Annotated in this window: 7 protein-coding genes and 1 pseudogene; 4 read left to right on the top strand and 4 right to left on the bottom strand. The window is 73.5% G+C overall.

Features of this window, described 5'->3' with window-relative positions; translation table 11 throughout:
* The first annotated feature begins 5 nt into the window (after positions 1–5).
* The gene (locus IF83_RS0118805; RefSeq protein ID WP_030545599.1) at positions 6–1,388 is read left to right on the top strand and encodes a glycine--tRNA ligase; all 1,383 of its coding nucleotides are present in this window, start codon (positions 6–8) and stop codon (positions 1,386–1,388) included.
* Between the two features lie 184 nt (positions 1,389–1,572).
* Positions 1,573–2,700: a tRNA dihydrouridine synthase DusB gene (gene dusB, locus IF83_RS0118800; protein ID WP_030545597.1), complete on the top strand. Its 1,128-nt coding sequence runs from the start codon at positions 1,573–1,575 to the stop codon at positions 2,698–2,700.
* A 24-nt stretch (positions 2,701–2,724) separates the two neighbouring features.
* On the opposite strand, the gene IF83_RS0118795 is transcribed toward dusB, so the two are convergent.
* Complete coding sequence (locus IF83_RS0118795) at positions 2,725–4,224, bottom strand: MGH1-like glycoside hydrolase domain-containing protein (protein ID WP_107046815.1); 1,500 nt, start codon at positions 4,222–4,224, stop codon at positions 2,725–2,727.
* A 634-nt stretch (positions 4,225–4,858) separates the two neighbouring features.
* On the opposite strand from IF83_RS0118795, the gene ppdK reads away from it, so the two are divergent.
* Both ppdK and IF83_RS35335 read left to right on the top strand, forming a co-directional pair.
* Complete coding sequence (gene ppdK, locus IF83_RS0118790; protein WP_030545593.1) at positions 4,859–7,609, top strand: pyruvate, phosphate dikinase; 2,751 nt, start codon at positions 4,859–4,861, stop codon at positions 7,607–7,609.
* A 739-nt stretch (positions 7,610–8,348) separates the two neighbouring features.
* On the top strand, positions 8,349–9,440 hold the full coding sequence (locus tag IF83_RS35335) for an ArsR/SmtB family transcription factor (RefSeq protein ID WP_208605901.1): 1,092 nt from the start codon (positions 8,349–8,351) through the stop codon (positions 9,438–9,440).
* Here the strand turns inward: IF83_RS35335 and IF83_RS0118780 are convergent.
* From IF83_RS0118780 to IF83_RS30410, 3 genes and pseudogenes are all read right to left on the bottom strand, one after another.
* Entirely contained in the window at positions 9,418–10,575 is a 1,158-nt protein-coding gene (locus IF83_RS0118780; protein WP_030545589.1) for an alkaline phosphatase PhoX, read from the bottom strand. The genes IF83_RS35335 and IF83_RS0118780 overlap by 23 nt on opposite strands.
* A 297-nt stretch (positions 10,576–10,872) precedes the next feature.
* Entirely contained in the window at positions 10,873–11,922 is a 1,050-nt protein-coding gene (locus IF83_RS34870; protein ID WP_030545587.1) for an SDR family NAD(P)-dependent oxidoreductase, read from the bottom strand.
* Positions 11,923–12,081: 159 nt separating this feature from the next.
* Positions 12,082–14,766, bottom strand: a pseudogene (locus IF83_RS30410) (glycosyl hydrolase); the annotation flags it as partial.
* Positions 14,767–14,783 lie beyond the last annotated feature (17 nt).

Raw genomic sequence — 14,783 nt, 5'->3', positions numbered from 1 at the left:
GCACCGTGGCCGCCGACAAGATCGACACCATCGTCAGCCTCAGCAAGCGCCGTGGCTTCGTCTACCCGTGCAGTGAGATCTACGGCGGTCAGCGCGCCGCCTGGGATTACGGGCCGCTCGGTGTGGAGCTCAAGGAGAACATCAAGCGTCAGTGGTGGCGCGCCATGGTCACCTCGCGCGAGGACGTGGTCGGTATCGACTCGTCGGTGATCCTCGCCCCCGAGGTCTGGGAGGCCTCCGGCCACGTCGCCACCTTCAGCGACCCGCTCACCGAGTGCACCTCCTGCCACAAGCGGTTCCGCGCCGACCACCTGGAAGAGGCGTACGAGGCCAAGCACGGCCGGCTGCCGGCGAACGGCCTGGCCGACGTCAACTGCCCGCACTGCGGCAACAAGGGCGGCTTCACCGAGCCCAAGCAGTTCTCCGGGCTGCTCGCCACCCACCTCGGCCCGGCCCAGGACTCCGCCTCCGTCGCCTACCTCCGGCCCGAGACGGCCCAGGGCATCTTCACCAACTTCGCCGCGGTGCAGCAGACCTCGCGGAAGAAGCCGCCGTTCGGCATCGCGCAGATGGGCAAGTCCTTCCGGAACGAGATCACGCCCGGCAACTTCATCTTCCGGACCCGCGAGTTCGAGCAGATGGAGATGGAGTTCTTCGTCAAGCCCGGCGAGGACGAGAAGTGGCACATCTACTGGATGGAGGAGCGCTGGAACTGGTACCGCGACCTCGGTATCCAGGAGGAGAACATCCGCTGGTACGAGCACCCGGCGGAGAAGCTCTCCCACTACTCCAAGCGCACCGCCGACATCGAGTACCGCTTCAACTTCGGCGGCAGTGAGTTCTCCGAGCTCGAAGGTGTGGCCAACCGCACCGACTTCGACCTCGGCGCCCACTCCAAGGCCTCCGGCCACGACCTGTCGTACTTCGACCAGGAGGCCGGCGAGCGCTGGACGCCGTACGTCATCGAGCCGGCGGCCGGCGTCAACCGCGCCATGCTCGCCTTCATGCTCGACGCCTACGTCGAGGACGAGGCGCCCAACGCCAAGGGCAAGATGGAGAAGCGCACCGTGCTCCGCCTCGACCCGCGCCTCGCGCCGGTCAAGGCCGCCGTGCTGCCGCTCTCCCGCAACCCCGAGCTCTCGCCCAAGGCCAAGGGGCTCGCCGCCGACCTGCGGAAGAACTGGAACATCGAGTTCGACGACGCGGGCGCCATCGGCCGCCGCTACCGCCGCCAGGACGAGATCGGCACGCCGTTCTGCGTCACCGTCGACTTCGACACCCTCGACGACAACGCGGTGACCGTCCGTGAGCGCGACACCATGAAGCAGGAGCGTGTCTCCCTGGACCAGATCCAGGGCTACCTGGCCTCCCGCCTCCTGGGCTGCTGACCGCCGCCCTGCGCACCCACCGGCGCCCCGGTACCCGCTCACGGCGGGCGCCGGGGCGCCGGTGTGCGGGGCCTCCGGCACGGTCCGCGGCGTCCGGGGGATGCGGGACAATGGGAGGCCGCCCCTTCCGCCGCTGCCCCGTACACGGGCGGCCGGAACCGTACGAACCGAGGAAAGCCGCTCGATGTCGCAGTTGCAGATCGGCCCGCACACCGTGCAGCCACCGGTGGTGCTCGCCCCCATGGCCGGGATCACCAACGCGCCGTTCCGCACGCTCTGCCGGGAGTTCTCCGGCGGCAAGGGCCTGTTCGTCAGCGAGATGATCACGACCCGGGCGCTGGTCGAGCGGGACGCCAAGACGATGCGGCTGATCCACTTCGACGGCGCCGAGAAGCCCCGCTCCGTCCAGCTCTACGGCGTGGACCCGGCGACCGTCGGCAAGGCCGTCCGGATGATCGCCGACGAGAACCTGGCCGATCACATCGACCTCAACTTCGGCTGTCCGGTGCCCAAGGTGACCCGCAAGGGCGGCGGTTCGGCGCTGCCGTACAAGCGGCCGCTGCTGCGGGCGATCCTGCGGGAGGCCGTCGCGGGCGCGGGCGGGCTGCCGGTCACCATGAAGATGCGCAAGGGCATCGACGACGACCACCTCACCTATCTCGACGCCGGGCGGATCGCCGTCGAGGAGGGCGTCACCGCGATCGCCCTGCACGGCCGGACGGCGGCCCAGCACTACGGCGGCACCGCCGACTGGGAGGCCGTCGCCCGCCTCAGGGAAGCCGTCCCGGAGATCCCGGTGCTCGGCAACGGCGACATCTGGTCCGCCGCCGACGCCGTGCGCATGGTGCGCGAGACCGGCTGTGACGGCGTGGTGGTCGGCCGCGGCTGCCTGGGGCGGCCCTGGCTGTTCGGCGATCTGGTGGCGGCCTTCGAGGGCGGTGGCGAGATCGCGGCGCCCGCCTTCGGGGAGGTCGCCGCCGTGATGCGGCGCCACGCCCAGCTGCTGGGGGAGTGGCTGGAGGACGAGGCGCGCGGCGTCATCGACTTCCGCAAGCACATCGCCTGGTACACCAAGGGCTTCTCGGTCGGCTCCGAGCTGCGCAAGCGGCTGGCGACCGCCTCGTCCCTGGCCGAACTGGACGAGCTGCTCAGCCGGCTGGACCCGGACCAGCCCTGGCCGGCCCACGCGGACGGTCCGCGCGGGCGCACCTCGGGACGGAACCGGGTGGTGCTGCCGGACGGCTGGCTGGCCGACCCGTACGACAGCGCCTGCGTGGGCGCCGACGCGGAGCTGGACACCTCGGGCGGCTGACGCCGCCGGGCCGGGCCCGGGCCGTTAGGCCTCGCGGCGGGGCGGCCGCGGTCGCCGTACCAGGCTGACCCGGACCGGTACCGGCTCGCACACCTCGTCCGGAGCGTCCCCGCCGGTTTCCGCGCCGAGCACCGCCGCCTCGGCCGCGGCGACCACCGGGGACCGCACCGCGCGCGGCTCCGCGCCCGGCACCCCGGCCCCGGACTCCGCGCGTTCGGCCGCCGTCAGCAGGTCGAGGGCCAGCGCCGCCGTCCAGCCGAAGTCCCGGCTGCCGCGCGCCAGTCCGCTGTGCGGGTCGACGTACTCGGCGAAGCCCGAGGCGTCGGCCGCGGCCAGCGTCGCGGCGCGCAGCTCGTCGGCCGCCGCCACGGCGCCGTACTGCCGCAGGCCCCGCTCCAGCAGCCAGTTGACGTTGAACCAGGCCGGCCCGCGCCAGTAGCGGGACGGGTCGAAGGCCGGTCCGCGCAGGTCGTAGCTCGGCACCAGCCGCACCGTGCGGCCGAGGCCGAAGTGCGGTCCGGCGGCGGTGGCCAGCAGCCCGGTGACGACCTCGTCGGGCAGTCCGGGCACGGCGAGCGGCAGCAGCCCGGCGGCGCTGAGCCCGGAGAGCGGTTCGCCGCCCGGCACGTCGTGGCCCCGGAAGATCTCCGTCTCCGGGTCCCACAGGTGCTCGACCAGAGAGCGCGTGAGACGTTCGGCGCGGGCCCGGTGCTCCGCCGGATCGGTGCCGAGGGAGGCGGCGATCCGGGCGAGGGCGTGCTCGGAGACGATGAGCAGCGCGTTGAGGCCCACGTCCTCGACGGCGAAGGAGTGCGGGGCGTCGTCGCGGTAGCCGTGGTCGCGGTAGTCGGCGGCGAGCCGGACATAGCGGCCGTAGTCCAGGTCGGTGGGCCGGTCGGTGAGATCGCAGTGGTCGAGGTCCGCGCGCCGGAAGGTGCTGCGGCAGGCGGGCTCGACGCGTTCGAGCGGCGCGTCCCAGCAGGGGCTGTTGTCCATGCCCGACTCCCAGGGATGGACGATGGAGACCAGTCCGTGCCCCCGGAGGTCGCGGCGCTCCACGAGGTAGCGGTGCCAGGCGGCCAGCCGCGGATACAGCCGGGCCAGGAAGCCCTCGCGGGCGGAGGACTCCGGGTCCGCCTCGTGGACCAGCCAGGCGGCCAGCGCGTGGACGGGCGGCTGGACGATGCCGGAGGTCTCGGTGCGGGCGGGCGCCCCGGTGCCGGAGCCGGCCCGTGAGGAGCGCCAGAACTCGGGCCCGGGGAAGTAGGCGCCGGCCGGCACCTCCGGGTTGAAGACGATGTGCGGGACGCGCCCGTCCTCCCACTGCGCGTCGAGCAGCGTGGACAGCTCGCGCCGGGCGCGGGCGGGGGAGAGGTGGCGCAGGCCGATGGCGATGAACGCGGAGTCCCAGCTCCACTGGTGCGGGTAGAGGCCGCGGGAGGGGACGGTCGAGGTGCCGGTCCAGTTGCCCGCCAGGACGCGCTCGGCGCCGCGGCGCAGTGCGCCCGGGAGTGACGCGGGCATGGCGGGTCGCGGGAGGCGCGGGTTGCCGGCGGGGGCGACGCTTTCCACGAGAGGCTCCGGGACTCCGAGTAGGGGACGGCTTGTCGACGGGCTTGTCGATACCGCACGAACGTACCGGAGGGTTTTGTCCAGTCCCAGGGCAAAAGTCTCATTGTGATGCGTGCCTCAGCCGGGCCCGGCACCCTTATCGCTCATTCGAGCGATTGGCCGCCCTCATGTGTCCATGTCGTGAGACGGGGTACCTGGACAGTGCGTGATTCTCGCCACTGTGATCGGAGGCTCGCTCAGATGAGCGTTTTGCGGTGGCCTGCATCTCTCAAAGGGTGGCACCCAGTGCCACCCATCTTGCCTTCAAGAGGTCGCGGATCACGTGACGCGCTGTGGGGCCGCGACCGCGCTCCGGTCCCTCACGCCCGTTCTCCCGTCGCTGTGAGTTCACTTCCTGAACGCATAACGATTCCGCCAGGAGAGCGAGCTCACTTTCGATCCGGTGGCAGATGCGGGGTTACAACCCGATGACCACCAAGTGGACGTACTCATCAACCTTCGATCTGGGTACGCTCCCCGCCGTCAGGGCAGCCCCTCCCCCGAACCGCTCCGAGGGGGAACCCCACCACGAGGAGTGCGAGATCCCGTGTCGGAAACCACGAACCCCCATGTAGCCGCAGCCGAGCAGCAGAAGTTCGTTTACGACTTCACCGAGGGCAACAAGGATCTCAAGGATCTGCTGGGCGGCAAGGGCGCCAACCTGGCCGAGATGACGAACCTCGGTCTCCCCGTGCCGCCGGGGTTCACCATCACCACCGAGGCCTGCAAGGTCTACCTGGAGACCGGGGCCGAGCCCCCCGCCCTGCGCGACGAGGTGAGCGCTCACCTCACCGCCCTCGAGGCGAAGATGGGCAAGAAGCTCGGCCAGGCCGACGACCCGCTGCTGGTCTCCGTCCGCTCCGGCGCGAAGTTCTCCATGCCCGGCATGATGGACACCGTCCTCAACATCGGCCTCTCCGACGACTCCGTCGCGGGGCTCGCGCGGCAGGCCGGCGACGAGCGCTTCGCCTGGGACTCGTACCGCCGCCTCATCCAGATGTTCGGCAAGACCGTGCTGGGCGTCGACGGCGAGCTCTTCGAGGACGCCATCGACGAGGCCAAGCGGGCCAAGGGCGTCACGGTCGACATCGATCTCGACGCCGGCGACCTGAAGCGGATCGTCGAGCGCTTCAAGGGCATCGTGCGCGAGGAGACCGGCCGCTCCTTCCCGCAGGACCCGCGCGAGCAGATGGACCTGGCGGTGTGCGCGGTCTTCGAGTCCTGGAACACCGACCGGGCCAAGCTGTACCGCCGCCAGGAGCGCATCCCCGGCGACCTGGGCACCGCCGTCAACGTCTGCTCCATGGTCTTCGGAAACCTCGGGCCCGACTCCGGCACCGGTGTCGCCTTCACGCGCGACCCCGCCAGCGGCCAGCAGGGCGTCTACGGCGACTACCTGCAGAACGCGCAGGGCGAGGACGTCGTCGCCGGTATCCGCAACACCGTGCCGCTCGCCGATCTCGAACAGCTGGACAAGAAGTCCTACGACCAGCTGATGGAGATCATGGAGACCCTCGAAACGCACTACAAGGACCTGTGCGACATCGAGTTCACCATCGAGCGCGGCCAGCTCTGGATGCTGCAGACCCGGGTCGGCAAGCGCACCGCCGGTGCCGCCTTCCGGATCGCCACCCAGCTCGTCGACCAGGGGCTGATCGACGAGGCGGAGGCGCTGCAGCGCGTCAACGGCGCCCAGCTCGCGCAGCTGATGTTCCCGCGCTTCGACGAGACCGCCGCCTCCGAGCAGCTCGGCCGCGGCATCGCCGCCTCGCCGGGCGCCGCCGTCGGCAAGGCCGTCTTCGACTCGTACACCGCGGTCAAGTGGTCCCGCTCGGGCGAGAAGGTCATCCTCATCCGCCGCGAGACCAACCCGGACGACCTCAACGGCATGATCGCCGCCGAGGGCATCCTGACCTCGCGCGGCGGCAAGACCTCGCACGCCGCCGTCGTCGCCCGCGGCATGGGCAAGACCTGTGTCTGCGGCGCCGAGGAGCTGGAGGTCGACACCAAGAAGCGCTGCCTGACGGCCAAGTCGCCGGACGGCAAGGGCCGGGTCGTCGTCGAGGAGGGCGACGTCATCTCCATCGACGGCTCCACCGGCAAGGTGTACCTCGGTGAGGTCCCGGTCGTGCCGTCGCCGGTCGTGGAGTACTTCGAGGGCCGGATGCACGCCGGCGCCGAGGACGCCGACGACCTGGTCAAGGCCGTGCACCGGATCATGGCCTACGCCGACCGCGTCCGCCGGCTGCGGGTCCGCGCCAACGCCGACAACGCCGAGGACGCCTCCCGCGCCCGCCGCTTCGGCGCCCAGGGCATCGGCCTCTGCCGCACCGAGCACATGTTCCTCGGCGAGCGGCGCGAGCTGGTCGAGCGGTTGATCCTCGCCGACACCGACGAGGAGCGCGAGGAGTCGCTGGACGCGCTGCTGCCGCTCCAGAAGGCCGACTTCGTCGAGCTGTTCGAGGCCATGGACGGGCTGCCCGTCACCGTGCGGCTGCTCGACCCGCCGCTGCACGAGTTCCTGCCCGACATCACCGAGCTGTCGGTGCGCGTCGCCCTCGCCGAGGCCCGCAAGGACTCCAACGAGAACGACCTGCGGCTGCTCCAAGCCGTGCACAAGCTGCACGAGCAGAACCCGATGCTGGGTCTGCGCGGCGTGCGCCTCGGCCTCGTCATCCCCGGCCTCTTCGCCATGCAGGTCCGGGCGATCGCCGAGGCGGCGGCGGAGCGCCGGACGGCCAACGGCGACCCGCGCGCGGAGATCATGATCCCGCTGGTGGGCACCGTCCAGGAGCTGGAGTTCGTCCGCGAGGAGGCCGAGCGGGTCATCGCCGAGGTCGAGGCCGCCGCCGGCGCCGACCTCAAGCTGACCATCGGCACCATGATCGAGCTGCCCCGGGCCGCGCTGACCGCCGGCCAGATCGCCGAGGCCGCGGAGTTTTTCTCCTTCGGCACCAACGACCTGACCCAGACGGTGTGGGGCTTCTCCCGCGACGACGTGGAGGCGAGCTTCTTCACCGCCTACCTGGAGAAGGGCATCTTCGGCGTCAGCCCGTTCGAGACCATCGACCGCGACGGCGTCGGCTCGCTGGTGCGGAACGCCGTCGAGGCCGGCCGGGCCACCCGGCCCGACATCAAGCTCGGTGTCTGCGGTGAGCACGGCGGCGACCCGGAGTCCGTGCACTTCTTCCACGAGGTGGGCCTGGACTACGTCTCCTGCTCGCCGTTCCGCATCCCCGTCGCCCGCCTGGAGGCGGGCCGCGCGGCGGCGGAGAGCCTGGGCAGCGACAGCCGCTGACCGGGAAGCACCGACCGAACCGGAGCCGGCCGCCGCGGCCACGACCCTCACCGGCGGCGGCCGGGCCCGGGTTCCCCGGGGGAAGGGGGCGGCGCCTGTGCGGGGCGCCGCCCCCTTCCGCATGCCCGGACTTCCGCTTCCGCCCGTACGGGTCCGCGGCGGCAGCGGGCGGCGGGGCGGCGACGGGTGGAGCGGGACGGAGCGCCGGAGCGGCGAGGGCCCCGGCTTCCACGGCACGGGCGGGGACCGGGCGCCGGGGACCCGCGACGGCCGGGCGGCGGGCGGGGCGGGCGGGGCGGGTCGGCGGGAGCGGACCGATTGCCACCGCTAATTTCGCGCCCCTTTTCGGTGGCGGTTCGATGGCGCGCCCCCGGCCGCGGCGAGAAATGTTCGGGAATTCAACCTGACCGGAAAGCGCATTCTGCACCGGAAGCGACGGGACCGGACACCGGGGCGCACATAACTGGACTCCCGCGGTCCGGCGAGCTCGAGAATCACCGGACCGCGGTCCTCCACCCCATCGGGCCCATGGGCGGTACCCAGCCGCCCGGAAACGGTTTCCGCACTGCCCCCACGACAGCCTCACAACCGTTTCCCGGTGCCCGACGGGTTCCACCCTTCCGTGGACCGGGAGTCCGCCGCGACCCGTTTCAACTGTGGCCAAAAGCACGTGGTGACCCAATGTGTGCAGGTGCATACTCGTCGGGAAGCCGGACGGGGGGATACTTGTGGGGGTTTGGTGCTACGCATCCATTTCACCGGACGCGACCTCGGGCGCATACGCATAGCCGCGCGCCCGGACGCCTTGTGGGAAACCGTTCTGAGTTTCCACCGGCTGCGCGACAAACGTTCCGCGACCGTCTTCGGGGAATGGCGGAGGGAGACCCGCACCCGCTTGAACGGTGAAGCACGCCTGCTCGCTTCCCTGGTGCCCGTGCGCGGCTATTTTCCCGACTTTCTGACACCGCCGGAGGGTATTTGCGGGATGGAGCCCGCCATGGAGGCGCTCCGCGGGACCCCGGAGGAGCGCCTGCGCCGGGACCTGGGACTGCTCGCCGCCGGCGGGGGTTCCCACCCGTCCGGGCCCGCCCCGCGGCACGAGGAGCTGGCCGCCGGGCGGCCCAGGGCCCTGGGCGACCTCATCGCCGCGCTGCGCGGCTACCACCGGGCCGCCATCGCCCCGTACTGGCCGCACATCCGCGCGCAGATCGAGGCCGACCGGGCCGCCCGCGGCCGCGCGCTCCTCGACGGCGGCGCCGACCGGCTGCTGGCCTCGATGCCGGCGGCCATGCGCTGGCGCCCGCCGGTGCTGGAGGCGGACTACCCGGTGGACCGGGACCTCCATCTGGACGGCCGGGGCCTGCTCCTGCTGCCGTCCTTCTTCTGCCGGGTCACCCCGGTCGCCTTCCACGACCCGGAGCTGACCCCCGTGCTCGTCTACCCGGTGCGGCACTCCGGTGAGAACACCGCCCCCGCGCCGCTGCGGCCGTACGCGGCCGACGTCGGCTCGCTGGGCAAGCTCGTCGGCCAGACCCGCTCCGCCGTGCTGCGCACCATCGAGGGCGGATGCACCACCGGAGAGCTGGCCCGCCGGGTCGGCGTCTCCCCGGCCTCCGCCAGCCAGCACGCCAGCGTGCTCCGCGACGCCGGGCTCGTGGTGACCCTGCGGCACGGCAGCGCCGTCCTGCACACCCTGACGCCGCTCGGCGCCGCCCTCCTGCACGGCGGCGCCGACGATTCCCCGCCGGCGGACGGGGCGGGGCCGGCCGGCCGCTCCGCCGGCCCCGCCGCGGGCGCCCGGGCCGCCGCTACGAGCGGAACGGGCCGGTGACCTCGTAGGTGATGCCACCCGAGGAACGGCCGCTGGTGCCGCGCTGGCTGGAGAAGTAGAGCCGGCTGCCGTCGGGGGAGAAGGCCGGTCCGGTGATCTCGGAGGAGGACTGGCCGTCGACGCGCAGGAAGGGGGCGACCACGTTGTCCGGGGTGATGACGCAGATCTCCATATTGCCCCCGTCCTCGGCGACGAACAGGTCACCGGAGGCGGTACGCGTGACGTTGTCGACGCCGGTCAGCGGGGCGCCGCCGCTCACCAGCGAGTCGTCGTAGGCCAGTTCGATGGTCTGGGCGGCGGCGTTGTACTGCCAGACCCGGTTGTCGCCCTTGGTGGTGAACCAGCAGGTGTCGTCGGCGTAGTGGCAGCCCTCGCCGCCGTTGAAGCGCTTGGCGCCGGAGACCTGGTCGCGGGTGGCGGTGGAGGCGCCGCTCGGGTCGGGCACGGGGGCCCAGGTGACCGGACCGGAGGTGCCCGACCCCATCCGCAGCACCTCCAGCGTGCCGGAGGAGAGGTCGCCCCAGGTGGTGGGGCGGAAGCGGTAGAAGCAGCTGTCGGAGACGTCCTCGGTGAGGTAGACGACCTTGCGCACCGGGTCGGCCGCGGCGGCCTCGTGCTTGAAGCGGCCCATGGCGTCCCGGCGGACGGCCGCCTTCGCGCCCCACGGGTCGGTCTCGTAGACGTAGCCCCGGTCGACCTCCTCGCAGGAGAGCCAGGTGTTCCACGGGGTCTTGCCGCCCGCGCAGTTCTGCCGGGTGCCGGAGAGGATGCGGTACGCGCCGGTGATCGCGCCGGAGGAGGAGAAGCGGACCGCGCCCGCTCCGCCCGAGGGGTTGATCTCGGAGTTGGAGACGTAGATCCATCCGCTGCCGTCGGCGTAACAGGCGCCGCCGTCGGGGGCGTTGTGCCAGGTGTAGGAGGTGCCGGACACCTTCTGTCCGGACCGGGCGATCACTGCGCTGCTGAAACCGGCCGGCAGCCGGATGCCGTTGGCGTCCGCCGACCGCAGGGTGCCGTAGGGGCCGCTGCCGGGCTGGGCGGGTGCCGCGTACGCGGCACCGCGCCAGAGACTGCCGCCGAAGGCCGCGGCCGAACCGCCGACGACGGTGGTGCGCAGGAAGGTACGACGTTCCACAGATCCTCCCACCGGGATCGTGTCTGCCCCGCGCCGGACCGGGCGCGGAGTCGGGTGTCCGGAGTCTGTGGGGCGGTAGTTGACTGTGCATCAACAAGTGGTGACGGGCGGACGGCGGAGCGGGGACGACCGCGGCCGAACCGGGCACGGCTGCCCCCACGGCCCGGACGGCACGCGAGCACGGTGTCTCCTCGGTCGCCCCAAGGGCCGGGCCTGCCTCGCGGACCGCTCTTGTCCCGTGGTGGGGCGGGATGCGAAAGAGGCGGAAGGGCCGGGAAGGAGACGCGCTACCGCGGCCTACACCGACGGAGGCACGTCCAGGGCCTCGTAGCGGACGCCGGTGAGCTCCTCCGAGCGCCGCCACAGCCGTTCGGCCGCCCCGTCGTCCAGCGTCCGTGCCGCGCGCCGCGCGGGAGCCGGCCCGGTCCGGGGCGGCATCGCGCGGCCGGGGCCGTAGAAGCCGTCCGGGCGGACGTCCGGCGCGGTGGCCGCGTACAGCGAGGGCAGCGCGCCGGCCGCCGCGGGCTGGGCCAGCAGCCGGCCGCCGAGCCCCACCAGGCGCTCGGCCCCGCGGCGTCCCTCCATCCGCAGGCCCGCCGTCTGCAGATTGGTGGCGGCGTAGCCGGGGTGGGCGGCGGCGGCCACCACGTCCGAGCCGGCCCGCCGCAGCCGGCGGGACAGCTCGTGGGTGAAGAGCAGATTGGCGCTCTTGGAGCGGGCGTAGGCCGTCCAGCGGCGGTACGGTTCCTCGCCGGACGGATCACCCGGGTCGCCCGCGCCCGGCAGCAGGTGCATCGCGCTGGAGACCGTGACCACCCGCGCGCCAGGTGTCGCGAGCAGGGCCGGCAGCAGCAGGCCGGTGAGGGCGAAGTGGCCGAGGTGATTGACCCCGAACTGCGTTTCGAAGCCGTCGGCCGTTCGCCGGTACGGCAGCGCCATGACGCCCGCGTTGTTGACCAGCAGGTCCAGCCGGGCGGTGCCCCGGCTGCCGCCCGGGACGCCGGAGGCGCGCGCCGCGTCCCCGGAGCCGCCTTCCCCGGAACCGCCGTCGGCGGACCCGGACCCGCCGGTTCCGGAGGGTCCGGCGAAGGACCGGGCGAACTCCCGGACGGAGGCCAGGTCCGCCAGGTCGAGCAGGGCCAGCCGTACCCGCGCGCCCGGCACTTCCTCCGCGATCCGGGCCTCGGCGGCCCGGCCGCGCGTCTCGTCCCGGCAGGCGAGCACCACCTCGGCGCCGCGCCGGGCGAGTTCGCGGGCCGTGACGAGCCCGAGGCCGCTGTTGGCGCCGGTCACCACGGCCGTACGGCCGCTCTGGTCGGGGATGTCGCTCACGGTCCAGCGCCGCACGCCCTGCTCCTCGGATCGGCTGGTGGCGGGCCGCTCACGCGGCCCGCCGTCAGCCTAGAGGGACCGGCCCGAGGGCGCGACGGCCACGGTGCCGCTCTCCTCGCGCGCCGGCTCCGGCGCCGCCGGGGCCGCGCCCTGCCCGGGCACACCCAGCCGGTGCACCATGGCCGCACAGACCATCCGCCGGCAGTGCCCGACGGTGCGCTCCGCCCCGTTCAGCCGGAGCCGGGCCGTGTGCCGGATGTCGGCGCTGGACGCGCCGAGCCGCAGCTCCAGGTCGCCCGGCTCCACGATGCGGCGGCCGTCGCGCGTGGTGTACGCGGCGAGGTCGGTGTGGAAGCCGAACCGCACCTCCGCGGCCTCCCCCGGCCCGAGCGGCACGCGCGCGTAGCCGATGAGGCGGTTCACCGGACGGGTCGTCCGGGCCACCGGGTCGTGCAGATAGAGCTGGACGGTCTCGGTGCCGGGGCGGTCGCCGGTGTTGCGCACGGTGAGCCGGACGGTCGCCTCGCCGTCGGTGTCCAGCAGGACGGTTCCGTCGCCGTCACCATCGGCAGCGCCGGCCGCGGAGCCGTCCGCCGCCTCCACGCCCCCGCCGGTCCAGTCGAACGCGGTGTACGACAGGCCGTGCCCGAAGGGGTAGAGCGGCGTGGGGTCGAGCGAGCTGGCCTCGTTGTGCAGCCCGAGCTGCGGGGCCAGGTACGTCCAGGGCTGGCCGCCGGGACCGTACGGCACGCTGACCGGCAGCCGGCCGGAGGGGTTGACCTGCCCGGACAGCACACCGGCGACGGCCGGGCCGCCCTCCTCGCCGGGGAAGAACGCCTGGACCACGGCGGCGGCCCGGGGCGCGCCGGCGGAGCGGCCGGGGCCGGCGTACCGGCCGAGGGCGTACGGGCGCCCGGTCAGCAGGACCAGCACGACCGGGGTGCCGGTGGACAGCAGGGCGTCCAGCAGCGCGCCCTGCGAGCCGGGGAGTTCGAGGTCCGCGGCGTCGCAGCCCTCGCCGGAGGTGCCCCGGCCGAAGAGGCCGGAGCGGTCGCCGAGGACGGCCACGCAGACGTCCGCCCCGGCGGTCAGCGCGACCGCCTCGGTGAGCAGGTCCGCCTCGGCGTCGAGCAGTTCCGCGGCCGTGGGAAGCCCGGGACCGCCGGACGGCGTCTCCGCCTTGGTGAGGACGCCGCCGAGGGGCGCGGAGCCCGCGCCGGTGACGCCCGCGGACACCGCGCCGGACTTGTCCGGCTCCGGCGGGGCGCAGCCGGGCGCGTGCGAGATCTCCGCCCCGGGCAGCGCCTCGCGGACGGCCTCCAGCAGGGTGGGGACCTCCACGCCCAGCGACAGCTCCGGGTGCTCCACGCCGACGTGGCGGGGGAAGGTGTAGCAGCCGAGCATGGCGGCCGGGTCGTCGGCCATCGGGCCGACCACGGCGATCCGGGAGCCCGGGCCGGCGCTGAGCGGCAGCAGTCCCGTGTCGTTGGCGAGCAGCACGACGGACTCCTCCGCGAGCTGCCGGGCCACCGCGCGCATCTCGGCCGGGTCGAAGTCGGCGCCCGCGGTGCCCGGGACGGTGCCGGGCCGCAGGGACGCCGCGCGGGCGGCGGCCAGCGGGGCCACGGCGCTGCCGTCGTCCGCCGCGTCCGGGGCGGCGGCGCCGTTCTCCGTGGTGCCGTCCTGCGAGGCGCCGGCGGAGCCGGTGACCGCGGCGGGCGGTCCGGCGAGGACCGGCGGGGCCGGGTCCCAGTCCGGGTCGAGGAGGCCGAGTTCGCACTTCTGCCGGAGGACGCGGGTGACCGCGCGGTCCACCAGGGCTTCGGGGACGTCCCCGGCCCGTACGGCGTCCAGCAGCGGGGTGCCGTAGCAGCGGACGGCGGGCAGCTCGACGTCCACGCCGGCGGCCAGGGCCTGCGCGGCCGCGTCCCGGGGGGAGCCGGCGACGTGGTGGGCCGACTCCAGGAAGGAGATGCCGAAGTAGTCGGCGACGACGGTGCCGGTGAACCCCCACTCGTCGCGCAGCAGTTCGGTCAGCAGCCAGGAGTCGGCGGCGGCCGGCACCCCGTCGATCTCGTTGTACGCCTGCATGACGGAGCGCGCGCCGCCGTCCCGTACCGCCAGCTCGAACGGCGGCAGGAGGACATCGGCCAGCTCGCGCCGCCCGGCGGAGACCGGGCCGTGGTTGCGGCCGGCGCGGGAGGCCGAGTAGCCGGCGAAGTGCTTGAGGGTGGCGATGACGCCGCTGGACTCCAGCCCCCGGACGTAGGCGGTGCCGACGGTCGCCACCAGGTACGGGTCCTCGCTGATCGACTCCTCGGTGCGGCCCCAGCGGGGGTCGCGCACCACGTCGAGGACGGGGGAGAGGCCCTGGTGGATGCCCGCGGAGCGCATGGTGGAGCCGATCAGCTCCGCCGCCCGGCCGACCAGCGCCGGGTTGAAGGTGGCGCCCCAGGCCAGCGGGGTCGGGAAGACGGTGGCGCCCCAGGTGGTGAAGCCGGTGAGGCACTCCTCGTGGGCGATCGCCGGGATGCCGAAACGGTTCGCCGCCGCGATCCGGGCCTGGGTGCGGGCCAGGGCCGCGGCACCCGCCGCCGGTTCGAGGGGCGCGGTGCCGAAGGCCCGGGTGAGCTGGCCCAGTCCGTGGCGGATCAGGGCGTCGAGGTCCACGGGCTCGTCGGACGCCGTCATCTCGTGCTGCAGCGGGGCGACGTCCTCGCCCTCGTTGTCGGAGCCGGGCCAGATGCTGAACAGCTGGGCGAGCTTCTCCTCCAGGGTCATCCGGGCGAGCAGGTCGCTGACGCGGGCCCCGGCGGACAGCGAGGTGTCCTGCCAGGGGCCTTTCGTCTCGGGTTGCATGGGACTCCTGTCCGGCG

This window comes from Streptomyces albus subsp. albus (assembly GCF_000719865.1).
In the GTDB taxonomy this organism is placed as follows: Bacteria; Actinomycetota; Actinomycetes; order Streptomycetales; family Streptomycetaceae; genus Streptomyces; species Streptomyces albus_E.
The sequence above is the reverse complement of the archived record's forward strand: the minus strand, read 5'-3'. Positions and strand labels throughout refer to the sequence as shown.

Coding starts and splice junctions, on each gene's coding strand:
- dusB (WP_030545597.1), top strand. CDS start 1,573: ATGTCGCAGTTGCAGATCGGCCCGCACACCGTGCAGCCACCGGTGGTG.
- IF83_RS0118795 (WP_107046815.1), bottom strand. CDS start 4,224: ATGCCCGCGTCACTCCCGGGCGCACTGCGCCGCGGCGCCGAGCGCGTC.